23 protein-coding genes are annotated in these 20,993 nt (G+C 32.7%); 6 read left to right on the top strand and 17 right to left on the bottom strand.

Annotated features, from left to right (window positions below):
* The first annotated feature begins 5 nt into the window (after positions 1 to 5).
* The 4 genes from C1X07_RS23845 to hemL are packed head-to-tail and all read left to right on the top strand — an operon-like array spanning position 6 to position 3,463.
* Positions 6 to 332, top strand: coding sequence for a hypothetical protein (locus C1X07_RS23845; protein WP_103072566.1), 327 nt, complete (start codon positions 6 to 8; stop codon positions 330 to 332).
* Positions 333 to 1,280, top strand: a complete 948-nt coding sequence (locus C1X07_RS23840) for a 1-aminocyclopropane-1-carboxylate deaminase/D-cysteine desulfhydrase (protein ID WP_103072565.1) — start codon at positions 333 to 335, stop codon at positions 1,278 to 1,280.
* 3 nt (positions 1,281 to 1,283) lie between these two features.
* Entirely contained in the window at positions 1,284 to 2,174 is an 891-nt protein-coding gene (locus C1X07_RS23835; protein ID WP_103072564.1) for a glucosaminidase domain-containing protein, read from the top strand.
* Positions 2,175 to 2,176: 2 nt separating this feature from the next.
* Complete coding sequence (gene hemL / locus C1X07_RS23830) at positions 2,177 to 3,463, top strand: glutamate-1-semialdehyde 2,1-aminomutase (protein WP_103072563.1); 1,287 nt, start codon at positions 2,177 to 2,179, stop codon at positions 3,461 to 3,463.
* A gap of 127 nt (positions 3,464 to 3,590) precedes the next feature.
* Here the strand turns inward: hemL and C1X07_RS23825 are convergent, their stop codons facing one another.
* The 12 genes from C1X07_RS23825 to C1X07_RS23770 form a co-directional block, all read right to left on the bottom strand.
* Positions 3,591 to 4,148: a TIR domain-containing protein gene (locus C1X07_RS23825; RefSeq protein ID WP_103072562.1), complete on the bottom strand. Its 558-nt coding sequence runs from the start codon at positions 4,146 to 4,148 to the stop codon at positions 3,591 to 3,593.
* A gap of 221 nt (positions 4,149 to 4,369) precedes the next feature.
* Positions 4,370 to 5,209 carry an NmrA family NAD(P)-binding protein gene (locus C1X07_RS23820; RefSeq protein ID WP_103072561.1) on the bottom strand — a complete coding sequence of 280 codons (840 nt, stop codon included), beginning with the start codon at positions 5,207 to 5,209 and terminating at the stop codon, positions 4,370 to 4,372.
* Between the two features lie 60 nt (positions 5,210 to 5,269).
* Positions 5,270 to 5,779 (bottom strand): anthrone oxygenase family protein, encoded by a 510-nt coding sequence (locus C1X07_RS23815; RefSeq protein ID WP_103072560.1) that lies wholly within the window; start codon positions 5,777 to 5,779, stop codon positions 5,270 to 5,272.
* Positions 5,780 to 5,868: 89 nt separating this feature from the next.
* Positions 5,869 to 6,735 carry a helix-turn-helix domain-containing protein gene (locus tag C1X07_RS23810; RefSeq protein WP_103072559.1) on the bottom strand — a complete coding sequence of 289 codons (867 nt, stop codon included), beginning with the start codon at positions 6,733 to 6,735 and terminating at the stop codon, positions 5,869 to 5,871.
* A gap of 143 nt (positions 6,736 to 6,878) precedes the next feature.
* Positions 6,879 to 7,742, bottom strand: coding sequence for an RNA polymerase sigma factor (locus C1X07_RS23805; RefSeq protein WP_103072558.1), 864 nt, complete (start codon positions 7,740 to 7,742; stop codon positions 6,879 to 6,881).
* 10 nt (positions 7,743 to 7,752) lie between these two features.
* On the bottom strand, positions 7,753 to 8,241 hold the full coding sequence (locus C1X07_RS23800) for a YybH family protein (protein WP_164914246.1): 489 nt from the start codon (positions 8,239 to 8,241) through the stop codon (positions 7,753 to 7,755).
* A gap of 240 nt (positions 8,242 to 8,481) precedes the next feature.
* On the bottom strand, positions 8,482 to 9,228 hold the full coding sequence (locus C1X07_RS23795; RefSeq protein ID WP_103072556.1) for a copper homeostasis protein CutC: 747 nt from the start codon (positions 9,226 to 9,228) through the stop codon (positions 8,482 to 8,484).
* Positions 9,229 to 9,278: 50 nt separating this feature from the next.
* Positions 9,279 to 10,172, bottom strand: a complete 894-nt coding sequence (locus C1X07_RS23790) for a hypothetical protein (protein ID WP_128755389.1) — start codon at positions 10,170 to 10,172, stop codon at positions 9,279 to 9,281.
* Positions 10,173 to 10,207: 35 nt separating this feature from the next.
* Positions 10,208 to 10,654, bottom strand: coding sequence for a hypothetical protein (locus C1X07_RS23785; protein ID WP_128755388.1), 447 nt, complete (start codon positions 10,652 to 10,654; stop codon positions 10,208 to 10,210).
* Between the two features lie 18 nt (positions 10,655 to 10,672).
* Positions 10,673 to 11,317 carry a CbrC family protein gene (locus C1X07_RS23780; protein WP_103072553.1) on the bottom strand — a complete coding sequence of 215 codons (645 nt, stop codon included), beginning with the start codon at positions 11,315 to 11,317 and terminating at the stop codon, positions 10,673 to 10,675.
* Positions 11,318 to 11,320: 3 nt separating this feature from the next.
* On the bottom strand, positions 11,321 to 11,869 hold the full coding sequence (locus C1X07_RS23775) for a hypothetical protein (protein WP_103072552.1): 549 nt from the start codon (positions 11,867 to 11,869) through the stop codon (positions 11,321 to 11,323).
* Positions 11,870 to 11,968: 99 nt separating this feature from the next.
* A complete protein-coding gene (locus tag C1X07_RS23770) occupies positions 11,969 to 12,871 on the bottom strand; it encodes a DUF1963 domain-containing protein (RefSeq protein ID WP_103072551.1) in 903 nt (300 codons plus the stop codon).
* A gap of 324 nt (positions 12,872 to 13,195) precedes the next feature.
* On the opposite strand from C1X07_RS23770, the gene C1X07_RS23765 reads away from it, so the two are divergent.
* Positions 13,196 to 14,458, top strand: a complete 1,263-nt coding sequence (locus C1X07_RS23765; protein ID WP_103072550.1) for a hypothetical protein — start codon at positions 13,196 to 13,198, stop codon at positions 14,456 to 14,458.
* Positions 14,459 to 14,496: 38 nt separating this feature from the next.
* On the opposite strand, the gene C1X07_RS23760 is transcribed toward C1X07_RS23765, so the two are convergent.
* A complete protein-coding gene (locus C1X07_RS23760; protein WP_164914245.1) occupies positions 14,497 to 15,774 on the bottom strand; it encodes an alpha/beta hydrolase-fold protein in 1,278 nt (425 codons plus the stop codon).
* Between the two features lie 479 nt (positions 15,775 to 16,253).
* On the opposite strand from C1X07_RS23760, the gene C1X07_RS25430 reads away from it, so the two are divergent.
* Complete coding sequence (locus tag C1X07_RS25430) at positions 16,254 to 16,388, top strand: hypothetical protein (RefSeq protein ID WP_262494929.1); 135 nt, start codon at positions 16,254 to 16,256, stop codon at positions 16,386 to 16,388.
* 195 nt (positions 16,389 to 16,583) lie between these two features.
* Here C1X07_RS25430 and C1X07_RS23755 read toward each other — a convergent pair whose 3' ends face one another.
* The 4 genes from C1X07_RS23755 to C1X07_RS23735 all read right to left on the bottom strand — a co-directional run bounded on the left by C1X07_RS23755 (position 16,584) and on the right by C1X07_RS23735 (position 20,487).
* Positions 16,584 to 16,985: an ACT domain-containing protein gene (locus C1X07_RS23755; protein ID WP_103072548.1), complete on the bottom strand. Its 402-nt coding sequence runs from the start codon at positions 16,983 to 16,985 to the stop codon at positions 16,584 to 16,586.
* Positions 16,969 to 17,223, bottom strand: coding sequence for a CBU_0592 family membrane protein (locus C1X07_RS23750; protein WP_103072547.1), 255 nt, complete (start codon positions 17,221 to 17,223; stop codon positions 16,969 to 16,971). Before C1X07_RS23750 ends, C1X07_RS23755 begins: the two co-directional genes overlap by 17 nt.
* A gap of 35 nt (positions 17,224 to 17,258) precedes the next feature.
* The gene (locus C1X07_RS23745) at positions 17,259 to 18,029 is read right to left on the bottom strand and encodes a hypothetical protein (protein WP_103072546.1); all 771 of its coding nucleotides are present in this window, start codon (positions 18,027 to 18,029) and stop codon (positions 17,259 to 17,261) included.
* Positions 18,030 to 18,423: 394 nt separating this feature from the next.
* Positions 18,424 to 20,487: a glycoside hydrolase family 2 protein gene (locus C1X07_RS23735; protein WP_103072544.1), complete on the bottom strand. Its 2,064-nt coding sequence runs from the start codon at positions 20,485 to 20,487 to the stop codon at positions 18,424 to 18,426.
* Positions 20,488 to 20,993 lie beyond the last annotated feature (506 nt).

Below are 20,993 nucleotides of genomic sequence, written 5' to 3'. Positions count from 1 at the left end.
GCTATATGCCCATAATTGTTAACAAATATTTGATAGGTCGTCGTTTTGTAGGCATTGCCTTATGGCCCTTTATTGTGATAAATAACTCTTTCCTTAAAGAGGATCAAGCCTTTATTAATCACGAGAGAATTCATATACGCCAACAGGCAGAGTTACTGGTATTACCTTTCTATATAATTTATTTTACAGAGTATGTTATTCGCGTACTAAAATACCGAAATTTGCATCGGGCTTATCGTAATATTTCTTTCGAGAGAGAGGCTTATTTTAATGAGGATAATCTTGAGTACCTCAAAACGAGAAAACCTTGGAGTTTTATAAAATATTGGTAGATGTATATTTTTTCTTCGGAAACCACACCTTCAGAAAATCAGTCGATTACTCATTCAATTTTGACCGCCGCAGAAGTTTCTCTTGAGATCAAAAGAGAAGATAAACTGCATAAAGATGTGTCTGGTAATAAATTTAGAAAGTTAAAATACAACCTTCTCGAAGCCAAGAGGTCTGGTTTCAAGACTATTCTTACTTTTGGAGGGGCTTTCAGTAATCATATCGCAGCTACGGCTGCAGCTGGCAAAATTATGGGATTACAAACCATAGGAGTCATACGAGGAGATGAGTTAGGTAGAAATCTTGATAAAACATTGTCTGAAAACGACACCCTGCAATTTGCATCTAAAGAAGGAATGCGTTTTAAATTTATTAGCAGAGAGCACTACAGAAATAAGACGTCTTCTCTTTTTTTAGAAGAGTTAAAGCATGAATTTGGCTCGTGCTACATAATTCCCGAAGGAGGAACCAATCCATTAGCTATTAAAGGGTGTGAAGAAATTCTTACTCCAAATGATAAAAGCTATGACATTATTTGTTGTGCAGTAGGAACAGGAGGAACAATTACAGGAATAATAAATAGTGCAGAGATACATCAAACGGTTATAGGGTTTCCTGCCTTGAAGGGAAATTTTCTAACAGAAGAAATTAAAAAATATACTTCAAAAACTAATTGGAAGCTTATCGAAGAGTATCATTTTGGTGGATATGGCAAAATAAATCAAGAAGGGATTGAGTTTATCAATAGATTTAACAAAGAGCAACATATCTTATTAGATCCAGTCTATACAGGTAAGATGATTTATGGGATTTTTGACCTAATACAAAAAGGGGTTTTTAAGAAAAATACTCGTATTTTAGCCATTCATACTGGAGGTTTGCAAGGAATCGCCGGAATGAACGAAAGATTAAAGAAAAAGAAGTTACCCCTTATTACAATTGGATATTAAAAAATGAAGAAATTTATTTTATTACTAGGTGTTACTACGTTTATGATTTCTTGTGGAGGAAGTAAAAAAGTAACATCTTCTCGTACTCCAAAACCTATACCAAAGCGAACTACAGTTACTCATGTAGAGCGAAGTACTAAAGAGATAATAGTTGAACCAAAGAATAAGAAGGAAGAAGAGACAAAAAAACCACTTCCTGTATTATCATATAAAGATAGAGTACAACGTTATATTTTTGAGTTTTCGGGTATTGCAAAAAGCGAAATGAAAACATACGGCATCCCGGCAAGTATTACTTTGGCACAGGGGATTTTGGAATCGGGAGCAGGGTATGGAGAGTTGACTCAAAAAGCAAAAAATCATTTTGGAATCAAGTGCCATGATTGGGAAGGGGATCGTGTTTATCATGATGATGATCTTTCTCAGGAGTGTTTTAGAAAATATAATCTGGCTAGCGAATCCTTTAGAGATCACTCTCTCTTTTTAAAAGATAGAAAGCGATACTCAAGATTGTTTACATTTAGCAAAAGGGATTATAAATCATGGGCAAGAGGTTTACGTGAGGCTGGATATGCTACTGATAAGAAGTACCCCCAAAAACTAATCTCTATTATAGAACGATACCAGTTGTACAAGTATGATAATGAGGTTCTTGGTCGAGGGTCTAGAGAAAGAAGTACACAAAACAAAGCGGTAGCCGTAATAATTTCTACTCCAGATAAAAAGGGAGGGCATTTGGTAAAAAAGGGAGATACATTATACTCTATTTCTAGAAGATATAAAATCTCTGTAGAAGAACTGAAGACATTTAATAATCTATCAAATAATAACATCATGATCGGACAAGTTCTTAAAATAACCGCTGCCGATACTGAAGAAGAAGATTTCAATTAAGGATGATTTATAAAAGAAGTAGCGCACTGTTTGCAGAGGCGCAAAAAGTAATTCCAGGAGGTGTTAATTCGCCAGTACGAGCATTCAAAGCCGTTGGAGGAGACCCTATATTTGTAAAAGAAGCAAAAGGAGCATACCTCTATGATGAGGATGGTAACCGTTTAATAGACTATATAAATTCCTGGGGACCGATGATATTAGGCCATGCACACCAACCAGTGGTAGATGCGGTTATAGAAAAAGCAAAAAAAGGAACTAGCTTTGGTATGCCTACCGAGATTGAAACCCAGATTGCAGAATTAGCGGTTGCAATGGTTCCTAATATAGATAAGATAAGGTTTGTAAACTCAGGAACAGAAGCTTGTATGAGTGCTGTACGACTGGCTCGTGGGTTTACAGGTAAAGATAAGATTATCAAATTTGCGGGATGTTATCATGGTCATAGCGATTCTTTTTTGATTCAGGCTGGGAGTGGAGCCATTACATTTGGTAGTCCGAATAGCCCGGGTGTCACTAAGGGAACAGCGCAAGATACATTATTAACAAGATATAATGACCTAAAACATGTAGAGAGTATAATTGAATCTAATAAAGAAGAGATTGCCTGTATTATCATAGAACCTATTGCAGGAAATATGGGATGTATCCCCCCGGTCAAAGGTTTTCTAGAAGGGCTTAGATCATTATGTGACGCTCATAATATCCTCTTAATATTTGATGAGGTAATGACTGGTTTTAGGTTAGCAAAGGGAGGAGCGCAAGAACTTACAGGAGTACATGCAGATATTGTTACTTTTGGTAAAGTTATTGGCGGTGGATTGCCCGTAGGAGCATTTGCAGCACGTTCGGAAATTATGAATCATCTAGCCCCATTAGGACCGGTATATCAAGCAGGAACACTAAGCGGTAATCCTCTGGCTATGGCAGCGGGATTAGCAATGCTAACTGAATTAAACACTGATGCGAAAATTTTTAAAAGCCTGAATGATAAAACTCAGTATTTACATGAAGGTATCGCAAAGGCACTGCAAAATCAAAATATTACCCATACCATCAATAGAATTGGTTCTATGATATCGGTTCATTTTGCAGAAGATGCTGTTGTAGATTTTGACTCCGCTGCAAAAGGTAATAATGATACATTTAAGAAGTTCTTTCATGGCATGTTAGACAATGGTGTTTATATCGCTCCAAGTGCTTTTGAGACTTGGTTTATTACTGATGCACTTACCTATGATGATTTGGATGCGACAATTGAAGCTGTTCAAAAAGTAGCTAAAGAACTTTAATCTTCTTGACTGTCAGTTTTTTTAAGATAAGTTCAAGTTTGTTAGTGAAGGTTGATACTCTTTAAACGATATAATAATCACTTTGGATTAAGCTTGATTCAAAGTGATTATACATTAGAAGATTTGTTTATAAAGCAAGCCAAGCTCCAAGTTCCAAAATATCACCATTAGGAAATTTAACTTCATATATCTCTGGCTTGGTTTCATTTTTTTGGATATAAGGATATTTTTTCAAATATTCAGCCCCTCCATAATCGGTATAATCCTCCCTTATGGGTAGAATAGCAATGTTGTCTAATGTCTTTTGTGTGTTTGCATATCTTACTTCCCACTTACATTGTTTAGAATTGATAGCGTCCTCCGTGGCAAGAAAAATAAACTTTTTGTTTTCTTTTATTTTCTCTTCGACCTCTTGTCTTACTTCTTTGGTGTTCGAGTCATCTGTACCTTCTATATTATTCTCATCCAGTAGATAATCTGCATAAATAAGTACACCAAATCCTTTTAAAAAATTAATGGCACTATCAAGTTCTTCGAGTTCATCATACTTATGAGAAAGAAATAGAGAAACTTTAAGAAATTTTGTCTCCTCTTTAAAGAGGTGTAAACTCTCGGTAATAGGTTTACTATATATCCTAGCAGCGTTTCTAAACTGTAATAACCCGTATTTAGGTAGTATATTCATCTGTTTATAGCATGAGTTTATACTACTACCTAACGTACAAAATGTAGATTTTGTTGTTGTTAACTCTGTTAAAACAGTAGTTTTTTAATGTTAAACATCTTTTTGATTGAGATATAAAAACTGAAGGATTAATGAGAGTTATAAATGAAAAAGCACAAACCTTTATGATTTGTGCTTACCCACGATTTTTTAGACATTATATTGTCTTACCCTTTGTCTCTCTATGGTAATTGATTCACAGGATTCCATATACCTGTTTGTACTGTTTCTTTAAGGTATTGGGTGAAATCTGTGGCTTTTCTTCCTAGAACCTTTTCTACGTCATTAGTTAAGTTAGAATTCCTACCATCCAAAACTTCTGTAAAAAGATAATTGATAAGCCATATATAATCTTCAGGGACTTGATGCTCTCTAAGCATTTTTGTGTAGTCATCTATTGTCAATGCCTCGAATGTGATTTCTCTACCAGTAACTTTTGAAATTTCAGCAATAATTTGTTTAAATGTTAGTAAACGAGGACCAGTCAATTCATAAATTTGCCCATTGTGCTTATCATGTAAAAGAGATTCTACAACAACATCTGCAATATCATTTACATCTATAAAAGGCTCTGGTGTTTCTCCTCTTGGCAAAGCAATATGACCTGCTAAAATTGGATCCAGAAAAAAGCTCTCACTAAAATTTTGATTAAACCAACTAGCCCTGACAATCGTCCAGTCAACCCCAGCATTCATTACGATTTGTTCTGATACTTCTGCCTCTTTTTCGCCTCTACCAGAGAGTAAAACCATTTTTTTTACTCCCATGTCAACAGCCAGAGTGGTAAATTTCTTAATTGTTTCGGCAGCACTTGGTATGGCTAGATCAGGCTGAAACGTGATATAGATGCTATGAATGTCATCTAGTGCATCTGACCAGGTTTCTGGATTTTCCCAATCAAATGCGGGGGTCTCATTTCTTGATCCAATACGAATTTCTTTATTAAGCTCTATAAGTTTTTCGGCGACTCTACGACCAGTTTTTCCTTTTCCTCCAAGGACTAAAATCTTTTTTTCTTTCATAATTATTTTTTTGAATTAAATTATAGGATGGGGTACTATTTTAAGTTTTCTATACGTTTACTATATGTTGTTATCTTTAAACAAGCAGGCAAGAATCAGTAACAAAAAAGAAGTAAGTGAAGCAATAGTTCTGATCAGGTGTAAACTATTCCATTTAGCTTCAAATTTGTCTCTTAGGTTTTTAGCGTTGTTTAAATCGAAATCTTCCAAATTGGTTTTATCCAGCATTTCATTAAGAGGGATATTTCCTGATATAGTGATCAAAAAAACACCAATAAAATAAATTGCGATTACTGCTATTAAAATCCATAAAACAATAGGTCGATCTCTGTAAAAAAAAGCAGCGATAAATGATAAGACTAATGGACCTGCAAAAATAATATAGAACAAAGGGTTTAAAATAGTTCTATTCATTTCTTGAAAAGCTCTTAAATAGTTTGTGTCGTTTAACCTTCCTATGCCAGTAGTCACTGCGTTAGCCCATGTAAAAAAGACTCCTGCCAGAAGCCCCGTTAACAGTGTTGCTACACATAAAATAATTGTTTGAATATGACTATTAAAAGAAACCATAGTTTGTATTACTTGTTTACGAATACAAAATTGGAGTTTCTTGCTTTAGTATATTTGTTTGAGAAGGATTGAAATTTGCTCGAAACGGATTACTTTTTTATCTCACTGGGTCGAAAACCGAATTTTTTGAGAAAAGCACTAGAAAACGAACTTAAGCTTTCGTACCCAACTGCCCAAGCCGCTTCTCGTATACTTGTATCACCTGTGTTTAGTAATTCATAAGCTTTATTTAATCGCTCATTTTGTAAGTATTTATAGACAGGTACACCAAATAATTCTTTAAAGTTTTTTTTGAGCTTATAATTATTAAGTCCGATTAACTTTGAAAGCTCATGAAGAGAAGGAGGAGTATCGATACTTTGCGAGAGTATTTCTTTGGCATGATATAGTTTTTCACGGTCTTCTTTTTTAATAGCGTTGGCGTTATTGTCAGTATTTGAAGAAATTAATGCAAAGAAGTGGGATAGTAACTCGGTTATCTGACTTCTTAAAAACATCATTCGAGGAGTCCCTTTGTAGGTAGTATTAAAAATTTTATCAACTGCATTTTGCATATCGTGCGCCATATAAAAATTTGGACCTTCAACAAAATCTTCTGTTGGATGAATAAGCTTATTTAAGTATTTGGTAAATATCTCGCTTTCTTGTTCGGGTAGTTTGTCTAAGTTCTTAACTGTCGAAAATATACAAATACACTGTAATGGTTTATCATGAGATATGCTATGTTCGAACTCTACTTGATCATTGGCAAAAAAAGACATTGCAAAACCTTTTGTGTGATGGAAAGTTCTCTTTTTGTTCCCATGACCGATGCTTAATTTTACATCTCCAGAACCATAAAAAGAAAATCCAATAACAGGATCACCAAAGTCACATTTTTCAACAATAGTTTTTTCTGCCGTGGACTCCTCAATTAAGACTACAAAATTGTTTATTTCTATAATGTCTCTGGTCATTTAAGTATTTTGAATTATTTTTTTAATAAAAAAGTATAGCGGATAAAAGTCGATGTCTTTTATCCGCTACTAAGATAATTAAATGAATTAGTTTATGATTGTGAATTTAAACTGCCAGACGTTTTACGTTATAGAAAGTCGAATCAATTTTTTTCTAGATTGAATGTGTCCTTTATGTTTTTGCTAGATAACAAGCTTTTAATAGAAGCTAGCTTATCGGGGCTTTCTAAAAATGGATGTTCTTGAAACAATTGCTGATAATTAGAAAGAATATCGGTTGAAAAGGATTCAATTTTTTTATCAATCACTTTATTGATATTGGCAATTATATCTTTCTGAAAATACAGGTTTACAGGATCGACAAACCCCATTTTTATAAATCCAGCTGTCTTTCTGGCACATCTACAAGGATTCTTTTTGTTGAGTAACCCGCATTTGTGATCCATAAAATTGTATAATTGTTTTTTTGCTCTATGCAATTTTACTCTAAAATTTTCCTTAGAAATTTCCATAACGTCACTTCCTACAGTATCCGTAAACTCAAACAATTCTCCTATGATGTAAATCAACCGCTGTTCACGATCGAGACATAGTAACATCCCTTTCATACAACTGATTTTTGCTTCTTTTACAAGTAGCTTATCTTCTACCTCATAAGAATAATCAGAAAGAGATTCATTGGGTAATTGATCGAGTCCTTGCCCAAATTGATCAAAACTAGTAGTACTAGTTTCATATTTTCCTCTTTTCATATTGAGAAAATGATTTTTCACAATTCGGTATACCCAGGTTTTAAAACTACTTTTTTGATTAAAAGTATCTAGTTTGGTAACAATTTTAATTAAAACCTCCTGTGTTAAATCGGCTGCTTCATTTCTATCTCCAACAAAAGTTAAAGCAACATTAAATATCCAATCTTGATGCTTCTTAATTAGAGATTCTAAGGCTGATTTATTCCCTGCCAGAGATAATTCAATAAGGGTAATGTCAGATGTCTCTTCATTCATAAGTACAAACTTAGTTCATTAAAAAATTTCCATGTGGATTATCAAATATAATAAGCCATTCTCCATTATCTTGTTTTCTTAGCATGGCAACCGACAAACCACTTTGTTTGATTTCTGTCCCATCGGGAGCCATTCCTGTCATTGTCCAAGGGGCAAAATGAGTAGCTATACGATCGTTTACAAAAACCTCATGACCACTATAGCTAAACCTTGGGTTTATCGCAAATGCTTGTTGAAACATTTCTTTTAAAACCGTACTGTCTGTTATAGGTGTTTTGGGCTCAAATATCACTTGTGCATTAGGTTCATAGCTAGCCATTACCTCTGCTATATCTTTGTTATGAAAAGCATTAGTCATTTTTTGAATAGCTTTTAATACATTTTGTTGTTCTGGAGTCATTTGTTCGTTTTTCATTACTTTTTGTGTTTGGGCAGTACTACTTGTTATGATACTTAATATTATAATAAGTAGCACATACGATTGTCTTTTTAATATCATAATATTGGATTTATGATTTAGACACATCTACAATACGACCGTTACAGTAATATTGTTTTTTTTTTGAAAAACAGAACTTGCTAAGGTAATGTAATAACCTTTTTTTGCGATAAATGTAAGTGTATTATTAGGACAAACAGTCTTGTTGAATATTTTTTGGAAACTTCTTAATAGTATAAAATATCAAAAAGTCCCGGAGAGGTATGATTATTTAGTATAATCCTTGATTCCTTATGCGGATTAATTATCGTTGAGTATTGCAACCATCTTTTTAATACTCTCTGTATCTACAATAATTTTTTTAAACTCATTTGTAGTGTTATTTCCTCCCATATTTATATTCGTGTTGTAATACTTCATTTTACTTTTTTCGAATGTTTTTGCAGAACTATGAAATTCTGTAGCTTTAGTCTTTTGGATTAGTTCTTTTAAATTTTTTTCGGTTACACCACTACCAGGCATAATTATAATTTTACCATCCGCTTGCTGAACCAATTCTGAGATTAAATCAGTACCCTCTAGAGCAGTTTTTTTTGCACCAGAGGTTAAAACTCTTGTAACACCTATTTCTTTTAATTGTTTTAGTGCGGATAAAGGGTTTTTGCACATATCAATAGCTCTGTGAAATGTTACTTCCATAGGTTTTGCTATATCAACAATAGTTTTGGTTCTTTGGATATCGACTTCTCCATTTGCTTTTAAAAAACCAATCACAATGCCATTAGCATTTAGTTTTTTAATTTCTAAAACATCTTTTTTTATGATTTCGTACTCAGTTTTTGTATATAAAAAATCACCTCCTCGAGGTCTTACAATTACATTTACGGGAATCATTAGTTTTTCTATAGAATGTTGTATGGTAGCATAAGATGGAGTTGTTCCTCCTTCGAGGTAATTGTCACATAATTCAACTCGATCTGCTCCATATTTTTCGGCGTGTATGGCAGATTCTGTAGAGTAACAGCATATTTCTAACTTTTTTTTCATCAATTAGGTCTTGAGAGAACTAAGATATAAGTATTATTTTTTTATGCCGCCTAGTTCTTCTGAAACATATCCCATCTGTCCAAAAGTACTATTTCAATTTTATTGATTTCTTCTTCTGTCAAGACTTTTTCAAAATGTTTTACACGAGATACAATATAGTTGATATAGTATTTTTTTGATCCATCTTTTAACCTAAATTCTACAGCATCCCATTCCTGAAATTCTTTTAAGATGTTATCAATGAACATTTTTTTATTTCCTTCTTTTTCGAGGTAGTTTTCTAGCCCTTCGGCAATAAAGTCATTAAACTGCTGCCTGCCGCTCTGTCCACAGCAACTTATATTTCTGGCGATAGCTAATCGACAGGTATCCTCACTCCATTGATATTTATCAATTACGGCTCTAATGTGCCACATTTGCTCAACTTCATGATCCAAATCGTTTGTTCTTAAAAAATCAATATAACTAGAGATCCATTTTTTATCTTGATTTACGAGTGCTAATATGGCATAAGTCCCAGCGGGAGAACCTTCATCGTATTCATGGGATATGTATATTCGCGTTCCTTCTTCTCCATCGTCAGTAACTTTACAATAGCCCAGGATAAGTTCTGAAAGTGATTCGTGAGTAGCCGCTTCTTTAAAGAATGATTCTTCATCAAGATTATGAATAGTATTATTGTTGTTTTTAAATTGGATTTGAAATTTGATATGCTCCAATCGGTTATCATGATGATGTATCACATCAGTTTGTTGATCTGGGTATTGAGTCTTTACCTCTTTTACTAATGTAATCATTACAGTAAGAATCTCTTTTAGGTCTGTTACTGTTAATTGATTGCTATTAGGATCTTTAGTTAGTATTTTTTCCTGCTTTACTTCTTTTCCATTATCGTCATCATCAATATAACCATAGGCGTCTATCATTATTTTTATTGTATTCATAGCAATATGAGTATAGCTTGGTTTTAAAATATGTTTTAAGCTGGTTTGTCTATAATTTTAACAAAATCAAAATCGTCGATATGATTAAAAATTACTTTTTTAACATGTTCAAACTTCTTTTCATTACCCTGTATGGTATCTTTTATAGAAGCTATTATTTTTTTATCACCTAATTCTATTTGTTCTGGCCAATTGGGATAGAAGGATGTTAGTTTAATTTTAAAATAATCGGAAACTATCTCGTCCAAGATGTCTGTTATATATCCAAAACCTTCATTATCTATTGCTGTTTGGAGGGCATGATCCAATTTACGTTCAGGAAATACTTTATATGAGTAAATGTTAAGGTAAGGGATACCCCCTTCATCCGAGATATCAGAGAAACTAGTATCTATCTCAATAAACATAATGTCTGGTCGTTGTGCATGCAATGCATGTTTGAGTATAGTGTTGCTTATTTCGAATTTAACATTATGATTCATTTAGTGATTGGTTTTTTGTTATCCATTATCCACGTATCCTCTCTTTTTTTTACAATGCATACACTCAAAGGCATAAAAAGTACTTTCGGCGTATTCAGATTTATTAGGACCAAATTGGTTATCATAGAAGTCATCTCCATTCCAATTATCACAGATGTTATCAAAAAAAGCACTAGGGTCATTATTAGGAGAATTATTTACAAAATCCTTATGTTCCCAAGTACCAATAAAAGTCATGAAATCATTGCAATGAACCAACCAGATAGCTCCTTGCCATGCATTAAAAGGAGGGGTGTGCTGTAGCTCTTGTATTTTGGATTTTTCTATACTAAGCAATTGCTTTTCTTTTGGCAAAAGATCAGTATCATAATCATGAGAATCTTTTAGGTAATTGTATTTTTCAGAATCAAGGAGTATTCCGTCTTTTGTTAAATAACCACCTTCAGCTTGTTGCTCAAAAGAATATTTTTTTTCATAAAAACATTGTAGGCATACGATTTCTGCTTTGTTAGCGTCTCTACTTATAATGGTTAATGAGTCATCTAATTGAATTGAAGGAGATTTTGTATGCCTGCAAAAAGAACAGGCTTTATTATTTTGGTTACTTTCAAAAGGAGTTTCTTCAATTGAAGCTTTGAAATATTTTTGATTTATGTAATCCATATTTTATACTAAAGTAAATATTTTGGTTCTTTCTTCGTCATGAAATGAAGCAAAACCAATATGGCAAGGTGACTTTAAAGGTAAGTTTTTAAAGACTTTCTGTTGCGTAATGGCTTCAATAATATCTTCGATTAAATAATAGAATATGAGAATGATTTCCTGATAATCATCACCTATTTTTTGCCAGCTTTCTTCACCTGTGGTGTTAAAGTGTAAGCTAAAGAAATTATCATTGTCTATTGCAGAATTGTTCATGATACATCCATCATCAAAAGCAGTATCAAAATCATTATTCGGCATAAAATCAACTTCAATGTCGCTACCATATTCATTCCAACAAATATCAATTACCCCAATGGTATCAATGCCGTTAGTATGGAGTCTCTCAATATTAATGTTTTTAAAAAAGGTACTTAATGATGTAAAGCATTTTTGTGCTTCTTGCTCCCAATCGACATTTTCTAAAATAGATTTATTGTTTTTGTTTTCGAGGCGATCGAATACCACATTTTTTAGGTTATCATAAAATTTTGAAGAGAGTAATTTTTTCATTTCGTTGATTGTTTGTTTTTATACATGTTTTTTGAATTGATGTATTCGTTAAACATAAGAATAATACAAATTGAGTGCATAAAATTTTGAGACTGTGTTTTATGTATTTTGAACTATTGCAGTGATATTATTAAGGTTTCCGTTTTCTAAGTCTTCTTTATCCAGGCAAAGATAGAGATGAGCTCCATTAGCATTAAATCCGTATCCCTCGTGACCTTTCATTTCAAAAGAAATCAGATTAACGTAGTTCTCTCTTAGGTCATTAGTATTATGATGTTTTTCTGCCCACTTTTCGGCGATAGCATCCTGAACAGAAAATGGAACACCCAGAAGCATATTACAGCTTAAAACTCTGTATAATTCGTTTTTTGGTGTTGGTGATATTAAACTTGTTTTTGTAGTTTTTTTTGTTCGCATTTGGAAATGGATTGCTTCACTTAGTATCTCTCCTGCAACTTCATCAATTCCATCGGCATCATCTTCAGAAATAAGACCTTGATCGGATAAAGTATAGTTAAAAGGATAAAAAGGAAGTTGGAAACAACTTTTGAAATTTATGGTTTTGGAAGATAACCTTTGCTCATCCGGAATGTTGTTTGGGATATCAGAAAGTATAAGGTTTTCGGTATCAGTAAAAAAATAGGTTTTAAATGCATCAGGAGCATCATATTCCCACATGATATCATCTGTTACTGAAGCGAAGCATAAAAGAATTCCTTTGTCAGGAAATTTGTTTTCTATATCAAAGGGTTTTATTTCTGCAAAATTAAGTTGAAAGAAGAAAGCAAGTGGAGCTTTTTGTCCCAAGGTTTGTATCGGCCAATCAAAATCAACAGGTGTGGCAGGTTTACCTCCAAATCTAGAGCTTAATAGACTAGGAGCGGATTCATTTTTATCAACAGTGAAAATGATATTTGGGATAATTGATTTAATAACACCATCAATTTTATCCCATTCATATTCTTTTATTTCTTCGATTAGAAATTCCTTTAATTTGTTCATACTGTTACCGATAAATAATGTTGTTAGACGTTTTTCAAATATAAATACTAGGTATTTTTCTTACTCCCCTGTTTTCAGTGAAATAATACTAAGGCGTAGTGCCGTTGGTAATTAGGTTTGGTGTTGTAAATCAAATAGATATGAGTTGGGTTTTGTATTATAGAAAGAAATGTTATGAAATATTTTTTTTGAATTCTTATTCAGAAATTACTGATGTAATTAAAAATAAATAAGGTAAACATGCTTGTTATTAGGACTTTACTAAGGTGAAAAAGTAAGGTGTAAAACTAGTTACTTTATTAGATTTTGTAAAGGATCAAAACAATGAATCACTCTTATAAAAAGGATTTAAAACTTCCTTTCGTTAATGATGCTCCCGTAACACGATTGTCAGATTATTTGATTAATGGGCAACATCTTGATCATGAAACCATGTTTGGTGTAGCCAATGCAAAAGTAATATTTGCAAATTATGAAGTAATCAAATCTGATTTTCCAAATCAATGGGATAGAATTACAAAAGGTGTTGATTGTGAAGAAGCAGCTATTGATAAATGGTTAGTAGAGAATACCGCATTTATATCCAATAAACAGGCACATTCTTCTTGTACCAATAATTCTATAAGTTTGACAGGTGTTAGATGTCGGGCATGGCGACCATCTCAATGTAATCGTTCTGCAATCCTTGGGCAACCAGAAATGTATGAAGAAGATTCACGTTTTCTTTTTGATGTTAAGGGAAATGGAGTATCTCTTAACGAAGATCCAAAGTTTGCCAATACTGATGGATTCATGACGTTGTCAGAAGCGATACATGAGGTTATTATTGAACATCTGATATTTGCATCAATGGTACATGCTACTGTAGATATTCGTCCTATGCCAGCATATGGGGTTGTCGACTTAGGTTTTAGTGTATGGAGTGAAGATGATCATAAACCCGAAAGAGCCGTTTTATTGTTAAGAAGAGCAACAATCAAACACCAAAATCAACGAGAGCCCTTTGAACAAGAGAAAGAATCGGCATTAGTTTTTCTAAAAACAGAGTTGCTGTTTCGAAAGTATGGATTAAGTAGTAGTAATTGTGCTTCTGTTGGTTTTAATGTTTTATATGATGGTATACGTTTGATTGTTGATCGAGATGGACAAAGAATTAAACTAGGCAATACGTTAGAGCATCAACTTATGCACGATCTTCACATTAAAAAAGGAAATACAATCATTATTGATGGTATTAATATTCAAACCACGAACAAAATGGAGAGTAACCCAACTTCAATAAGAATAATGGATTTTGAAGGATATAAAATTTGCTCTCGATTTAGAAATGATTTGTACGCATCGGTGGATACAGATTATCAAAATCTAAAAGGAATCTTTCTTTCTAGAAAAGATAAAAAATATATTCAGCCGGATCCATTGTTAAGCTTTGCACAGATAACAGCAGACCCTAGTTTTGTACTATTGAACCAATTGGTAGAAAATTATGAAAAAAACCATATTGACGCAATTGAACTTGCAAAATTATTACAAGAGGTAATAACTTCGGCAACAGTAAGGCTTAACAAAAATAAGGCGATATATTAGATTCTGATAAGTAAATAGATTAGCTATAGATTAAAAAACTATTGTTTTTCTATTTTTGATTTGATGGTGTCTAAATTAGAGTATAACTCATTCATCATCCATTGTCTTACATGGCATTTCTTTGCAATCTTAATTGATGTTTTACTCATTTCAAGTGCTTTTTCTAATTGACCCTGTTTTAAGTAAATTTTGGATTTTCCTTCATAAGAAGAAAATGAGAGGGGGTTATCGGTGATTCGATTAGTGTAAATTTCTAGGGCTTTGTCGTATTGTTCATTTTCAAAATGATTTAATGCCATTTGAAGGTAGAACTCATCTATAGATCCCGGAAGCTTACTTTTAATCTCTGACTCAAGGATTGCCAGGTCATCTTCTTTTTTATGGTTATAATAGTAGTATATAGCATTCCCTAAAAAATACGAAGGGATAGTAAATGAGCTAGAAAAATCATTTGATAATTGGCTATAATGATCAATGATTTGTTGCGCACTTTTAAAACTATAAAAGTCACTTCTAGTGATCTCCCAATTTTCAAAAATAGATTCCAATGATTCTTTAATGGTCATCAATCCTACAGAATTATGATTTTCATTTTCAAAATGCATAAAATTCCACCTATCTCCATTAGGAAAATACTTATCTAGGATGCCAACAAATTGTCGTACACCCATTTGCTTGGTATCTGCAAGTGAAATAAAAAGATTTGAATCTAACTTCTTTTTATCTTTAAGGATTGTATCTGCTTGGTTCATTATTTCGTAATTCCCTGGCCACAATGCTGGATCTATGGCTATGTACGAATCAAAAGCCGTTGGATTTTGTAAAAAATAATTAGCTACAAATAAGCCTCCTATCGAATGACCTATAAGAATTTTGTAATCTGAGGCTCTAAAGTTTTTATGGATATAAGGCTTAAGCTCGTTTTCAATAAATAACATAAAATTAGAGGCATTACCTTCTCTTTTAGGAATATAATCCGGAGTACAGTTCTTTCTGTATTTTGTTTTTCCTTTATCAGAAATACCTACAACGATCATTTCAGGTATTTTACCACTTACACTAGACAATAGTTCGATAAGACCTGTGTCATAATGAAAATTATAATCTCCATCCATTACATAAACAACAGGGAAATTTCCTTTAGTATTAAAAAAATAACTAGGTGGTAAATAAACTTGAAATTCTCGTTCCTCCTGTAAAATTGTTGAGGTAATACTTTTTCTTTCTCCTATTTGAAATTTTATATCGTTTTCCTGACTATATGCTAGGTTAGCAAAATTTAAAAACAAGAAAAAGGGAAGTACGATATTGTTCATTTTAAAACTCATATTTTAGGTGGATTTACCATAATGATTTAGAGATACGAAAATAACGTTATTTCTCTAATAGCATATAGTATTGCTCTTTTTTTGTTAGAGATTATTAACCTTTATCATAAGACCTATTCCGTTATTGTGACCGGGACTTTGAAGAAACGAAATAGCATGAAATATTTTTTTTAAAATCTTATTCAGAAATTTGATATAATCAAAATAGATATTCAATTGGGTCATGTTATTTGTTTTTTGAGTATCAACAAAAATAGAAATCACTATATGATAAAGTTATGATACAGATTACTTTTATTGGAAAGATGATGAAGCTATTAAAGTTGTATACGCCAATATTATCAAAAGACAATGATGTTAGTTATTAAGAAATCCTAATAAACTTAGACCGCTATATCGTTTGGCGGCAGGCTATGCTAAATGTGAGCGGGACAGTAATGAAATATTAATCTAAACTTAACTGAATTATGACTTGGTTTGAAATTGAATTTGATGATACAACTGGCAATCCAGAAACATCGATTACCTATGATTTTATTATTGATGAATTAGAAGATGATGAAGAAAATGATAACGAAAAGACACCATCAAAAAAAGATTAGAAAGAATTTATGACTATAAAGATAACAAAGTACAATGTGTTTTAATTCATAGCAAAATCTAAAGCTTAGTTTAATGTGCTTTGGCCTAGTGGTTAGGCGGACGAAAGCCTACATTACTTCTCCTGGTAGTGTAGGTTTTTTAATTTAAGGAACCATAGTTACAAAATTCAAAAATGGTATTGGTACAATGTTTCTTTACTTATAGTTTTTAGATAATTCGTTCAAAACTTTTATTGCTTTGTTTGCATCTTTACAGTCTACAAAGATGTGATCATGATAATACCCGGCGATAACATTACAACTAATATTATGTTGGGCTAGTGTTGTAGAGAATAAGGCGGTTAATCCAACTGCTTCTAAAGAGGAGTGGATCATTAGTGTAATCCATGATGAGATATAGTCATAGGTTAGTCCTAATTCATCAGCTTTTTCTTTTTTGATAACAATAGTAGTTCCTTCTTTTTCCTTGAATTCGCAGATGGTATCATTCCTATCAATTTTGCTTATATCTTTTAGCGTAGCAAATACATATTCTCCAGAGTTTAATACTGGGGTCATATCTTTTATAAGTGTTGATATATTAGTTTCTCCAGTCATTTTTTTGTTTTTTATAAGTAATCAATGAGATCAATGATACGATTGTCCATGCTCCTTCCAGGATTATAAAAGGAATATAATTTAATAAAATAGAGGCTAAGCATGCCATTGCTGCTCCTACAAAGTTAAGTATTATAAAAGACAGGCTTTTATTAGAAATTTTTCCAACTACATTTAGGAAGTAGGCGAGAAGTATTTGAAAAACCCCTACAAAACCTAACCAATCGATACTATTCATGTTTACGCTTTTTGTAACAATTCAGAAGTGCAAATCTAATTTTTAAATCCAGTTGTAAACAGGTTTCTAGCACCTTTTATTCCACATTTTTGATATTTATTATAGGTTTGAGCTGCTCTTTCATCAATTTGTTTCCCGGTTTCATTACGTATCCAACCATCTATAGCGGCTTTTAGAGTATAGGCTTCAGGAGCCATTAAGTGGGTGGTCCATAAGATTGGATTAGCATTAGCGTTTTTAATTTCTGGAGAAAAGTAATCTCTACTATAACAAGCCAAAACTATGACGTCTCTTTTGATTTTTTTGACTTCTTTATAGGTAATATTTACATTAAAATCCATTAATCCATCATGACCAATATATGCTAATAGATCAGCATCTCCACCAAAATTTAACTCTTTAGAATTTTCGTTTATTGTTAACGGGTTTTGGGTGTTTGATGCCTTCAAAAAATCTTCTGTGCAAGATTTTATGTGCTCACCATCATAGGCATCGGCAAGTAAATAGATTTCTTTAGTAGCATGTTTAAACAATATTCTATCCAGAATATAGGTATTAGATGTTTTTAATTGTTTAATAAATATCCAATCCTTTGTTTTTATTTTAAAAAAGGACTTTACTCCGTATCCTGCTCCCCAATATAAATTATGTACTGGATCTTTACCGTTTCCAATTTTTTTGGGTACCGGAACAATTCCTTGAAACTGATTATCACATAAAGCTACAAAGACATGAATAGTTTTAGCCTGGCTGTAACTTTTTATGTAAAAAATAGAAATCAATACTATTAGAAAAATCTTTTTCATTTTTTTATCATTTTTACATTCAATCACTGTTATAGCTTATTACCCGCTGACCGTAGTTCTTTCTAATCGATTTGTTAAATTAGATATTTTATTTTTTCTTTTTACCAATTTACTTCCAGTAATTCTTATTGTCGTGATTCTTGTCAAATTTGGAAATGTCAATTTTCCATTCGATAAAGAATACATCCATATCAAATCAACATAATTTAGTACAATATTCAATCTCTCAACAATTGAAGTGTTATGTACTGTAAATCTCAGTGTTTCAGCACTTGTTTGACTCATAAAGTATGAGCTACCTCTAATTGTTGTAGTGATATTTGATGTTTTATGTGTTGTTCTCGACAGTTTTTTACTATAACGCAATTGGTTTATGATTGCAAAAAATATACTACTATTTGAGGGACCAAAGTACTTCATCTTTTACTTCCCCATCTGCAGCAGCAATTATTTTATTTATGCCTTGTGATAATTTTACGTTTTTAAAAATATAATGAACATCCGTTTTTCCTTGGATAAAGTCCTTATGTTTTACTCCGTTTACAGTTAAAATTGGTACAGAGGTATTGCAATATACATGAATATCCGTAAGGTTTTTAGTTCTCTCTGTTACTCTTCTGTCTGATATATATACCATAGGTTTTGGATTCCAATTGGCTTTGTACCAATAGAAAGAGTCTTTTTTGTCTTTCCTGTCAAAGCTTACAAGCCCTTTGTGATTTCTTGCAGGAACATTACCTCTGACCCAAAGCGGTAATCCAAAATCAAACATATTCCAAACATATGATGCAACTAAGTAGTCTTGACTGGAAATGTCTCCCCATTGTGTTTCATGAAACCTTGTTGCATAAGATTCTGGAAAAAATTGACCAGCTGGGTCTACATATTCAGGAATCGTTTCAACTTGGTGATCCATATTTGCCCCCGCTCCATATTCAGACAAAATAACTGCATATTCAGGATATTTTTTTTTATAATCAGTTATCCAATTTTTCATGTCTCCCATATGACCACCATACCAACCTAAATATCGATTAAAACCTTGTATGTCGGCAGTTTTATTGATTGGGCGTTCCATGCCCCCATTATCAACAGCGATAGTTGGTCGGTCGGGATTCAATTGTTTTGCAATTTCATTAAGATCTCTTGTTAAAACCGTCCCATAGTCGGCTCCTCTGGTAAATAGTTTTCGAGAATTCGAATATATTTCATTATGAAGCCCCCAAGCATATATAGATGGGTGGTTAAAATTTTGCTTTATCAATTCTTCCATTTGTAATTTGGAATTATCACCTTCTTCTCCTGTAGTTTTGTTTATAAAAGGGATCTCCACGGATATTACAAATCCCAAACTATCACATTTACTATAAAAATATTCTGATTGCTGATAGTGGGCTAGCCTTATTGTGGTAACTCCCATTTCTCCCATAATCTCTAAATCTTTATCATGCTGCCAATTGTTGAGTGCATTTCCATAGCCAAGCCAATCTTGATGCCTACATACTCCATACATGTTATACTTTTCATCATTCAGATAAAAACCGCCAGGTTTTATTTCAAATTTTCTAACCCCTAAAGGTTGAATTACTTGATCTATAATATCTGAATTTTTATCTTTTAACGAAACGACCACTTTGTACAAGTAAGGGTCTTTTTTTCCATGCCATAAATGCGGGTTGGATAATTCGAGTTGTTGCGAAAAAGTTCTCCTCCCTTGCGGTGTCATCTTGATTTTAAGATGATCTTGTGCAACTTTCTTCCCTTCAATATTGTAAATAGCACTCTCCAATATTATATTAGAAAATTTACCTCCGATACTCTCAATCTTTGTCGTGATTTTTATATCAGCCCTTTCCTTTGAAACATTTCTTTGCGTAATATATATTCCCGAAGAGGCATAGTCACTTGCGGTGATGTTAGTTTTATTCGTAACGATAAGTGATGCGGGTCTGTAGATTCCTCCATAAATACCAAAAAGAAAGTGGTCTGTAGGAATAATTTTTTTGGATGCAATATTATTTACTCTGACTACAATTTTATTTTCAGTTCCAAATTTCAAGTCATAAGACAGGTCAAAGACAAAAGCAGCAAAGGAACCTTCATGTTTTCCCAAAAATCTATCATTAATATACAATTCTGCTACCTGCCCAACTCCTTCAAAACGTATAAATATTCTTTTGTTCTCCCATTCTTGAGGCACATTGAATGTGTTCTTGTATAGAGCATAACCTTCATAAAAATCTTTACTTAGTTGCATGTCCTTATCGTTCCATGTATGAGGTAGGGAGACATCATCCCAAGAAGTTACACTAGCATCCATTTCTCCGTTCGAAATTTTAGCAAATTTCCAACCATTGTTGATTGGCTCAACTATTCTTCCTTGATCTTGACCAAAGGTAACTACTAAGTTAAATAGGGCAATAATTATGAGCAAAAGTGTTTTAATGTGCTTTTCCATTATTTTATTTTAATTGTGGAGAACGTAGATCTATATTAACTATAGTTTTTAGTATTTTCAGATTCCGTTATTATTTTATAATTTGAAAATAGCAAACTTATTCAAAGAGCAGATTGTAACCCGACCTGTTTTTTCTGATTTCCCTGTAATCTTCAATTGATCCAGATAATATAGTTGGGCTTATTAATTTTTTGTAGTTGTGATATGGTGCTATGAGACATGTCATTTACAATCCAGAATATTCAGATGTACCACCGTAAAGTAATATTTACTTTGATTACAATTCCTTAACAATAACAGCTTGTAATACTGATGATTAATAAGTCTCAATAGTTTATACTATATATTCTTGATACGATAATCTATATTTTGAATTTACTACAATACAACTCTCTTTTCGTAATGTTACTTAAAGTCAAAAGGTTTTACTGGGTTGTACACTGCCCCTGCATAGTAAATATCGACCATCGGTACAAAAAGAGCTTTCCCCGTACTAGTGAGATGCT

The sequence above is a fragment of the Aquimarina sediminis genome (genome assembly GCF_002895435.1).
In the GTDB taxonomy this organism is placed as follows: domain Bacteria; phylum Bacteroidota; class Bacteroidia; order Flavobacteriales; family Flavobacteriaceae; genus Aquimarina; species Aquimarina sediminis.
The sequence above is the reverse complement of the archived record's forward strand: the minus strand, read 5'-3'. Positions and strand labels throughout refer to the sequence as shown.

What these genes read in the sequence shown, in the direction of transcription:
- C1X07_RS23845 (WP_103072566.1), top strand. Translation starts at nt 6, where the DNA reads ATGCCCATAATTGTTAACAAATATTTGATAGGTCGTCGTTTTGTAGGC.
- C1X07_RS23840 (WP_103072565.1), top strand. Translation starts at nt 333, where the DNA reads ATGTATATTTTTTCTTCGGAAACCACACCTTCAGAAAATCAGTCGATT.
- C1X07_RS23835 (WP_103072564.1), top strand. Translation starts at nt 1,284, where the DNA reads ATGAAGAAATTTATTTTATTACTAGGTGTTACTACGTTTATGATTTCT.
- hemL (WP_103072563.1), top strand. Translation starts at nt 2,177, where the DNA reads ATGATTTATAAAAGAAGTAGCGCACTGTTTGCAGAGGCGCAAAAAGTA.
- C1X07_RS23825 (WP_103072562.1), bottom strand. Translation starts at nt 4,148, where the DNA reads ATGAATATACTACCTAAATACGGGTTATTACAGTTTAGAAACGCTGCT.
- C1X07_RS23820 (WP_103072561.1), bottom strand. Translation starts at nt 5,209, where the DNA reads ATGAAAGAAAAAAAGATTTTAGTCCTTGGAGGAAAAGGAAAAACTGGT.
- C1X07_RS23815 (WP_103072560.1), bottom strand. Translation starts at nt 5,779, where the DNA reads ATGGTTTCTTTTAATAGTCATATTCAAACAATTATTTTATGTGTAGCA.
- C1X07_RS23810 (WP_103072559.1), bottom strand. Translation starts at nt 6,735, where the DNA reads ATGACCAGAGACATTATAGAAATAAACAATTTTGTAGTCTTAATTGAG.
- C1X07_RS23805 (WP_103072558.1), bottom strand. Translation starts at nt 7,742, where the DNA reads ATGAATGAAGAGACATCTGACATTACCCTTATTGAATTATCTCTGGCA.
- C1X07_RS23800 (WP_164914246.1), bottom strand. Translation starts at nt 8,241, where the DNA reads ATGATATTAAAAAGACAATCGTATGTGCTACTTATTATAATATTAAGT.
- C1X07_RS23795 (WP_103072556.1), bottom strand. Translation starts at nt 9,228, where the DNA reads ATGAAAAAAAAGTTAGAAATATGCTGTTACTCTACAGAATCTGCCATA.
- C1X07_RS23790 (WP_128755389.1), bottom strand. Translation starts at nt 10,172, where the DNA reads ATGAATACAATAAAAATAATGATAGACGCCTATGGTTATATTGATGAT.
- C1X07_RS23785 (WP_128755388.1), bottom strand. Translation starts at nt 10,654, where the DNA reads ATGAATCATAATGTTAAATTCGAAATAAGCAACACTATACTCAAACAT.
- C1X07_RS23780 (WP_103072553.1), bottom strand. Translation starts at nt 11,317, where the DNA reads ATGGATTACATAAATCAAAAATATTTCAAAGCTTCAATTGAAGAAACT.
- C1X07_RS23775 (WP_103072552.1), bottom strand. Translation starts at nt 11,869, where the DNA reads ATGAAAAAATTACTCTCTTCAAAATTTTATGATAACCTAAAAAATGTG.
- C1X07_RS23770 (WP_103072551.1), bottom strand. Translation starts at nt 12,871, where the DNA reads ATGAACAAATTAAAGGAATTTCTAATCGAAGAAATAAAAGAATATGAA.
- C1X07_RS23765 (WP_103072550.1), top strand. Translation starts at nt 13,196, where the DNA reads ATGAATCACTCTTATAAAAAGGATTTAAAACTTCCTTTCGTTAATGAT.
- C1X07_RS23760 (WP_164914245.1), bottom strand. Translation starts at nt 15,774, where the DNA reads ATGAACAATATCGTACTTCCCTTTTTCTTGTTTTTAAATTTTGCTAAC.
- C1X07_RS25430 (WP_262494929.1), top strand. Translation starts at nt 16,254, where the DNA reads ATGACTTGGTTTGAAATTGAATTTGATGATACAACTGGCAATCCAGAA.
- C1X07_RS23755 (WP_103072548.1), bottom strand. Translation starts at nt 16,985, where the DNA reads ATGACTGGAGAAACTAATATATCAACACTTATAAAAGATATGACCCCA.
- C1X07_RS23750 (WP_103072547.1), bottom strand. Translation starts at nt 17,223, where the DNA reads ATGAATAGTATCGATTGGTTAGGTTTTGTAGGGGTTTTTCAAATACTT.
- C1X07_RS23745 (WP_103072546.1), bottom strand. Translation starts at nt 18,029, where the DNA reads ATGAAAAAGATTTTTCTAATAGTATTGATTTCTATTTTTTACATAAAA.
- C1X07_RS23735 (WP_103072544.1), bottom strand. Translation starts at nt 20,487, where the DNA reads ATGGAAAAGCACATTAAAACACTTTTGCTCATAATTATTGCCCTATTT.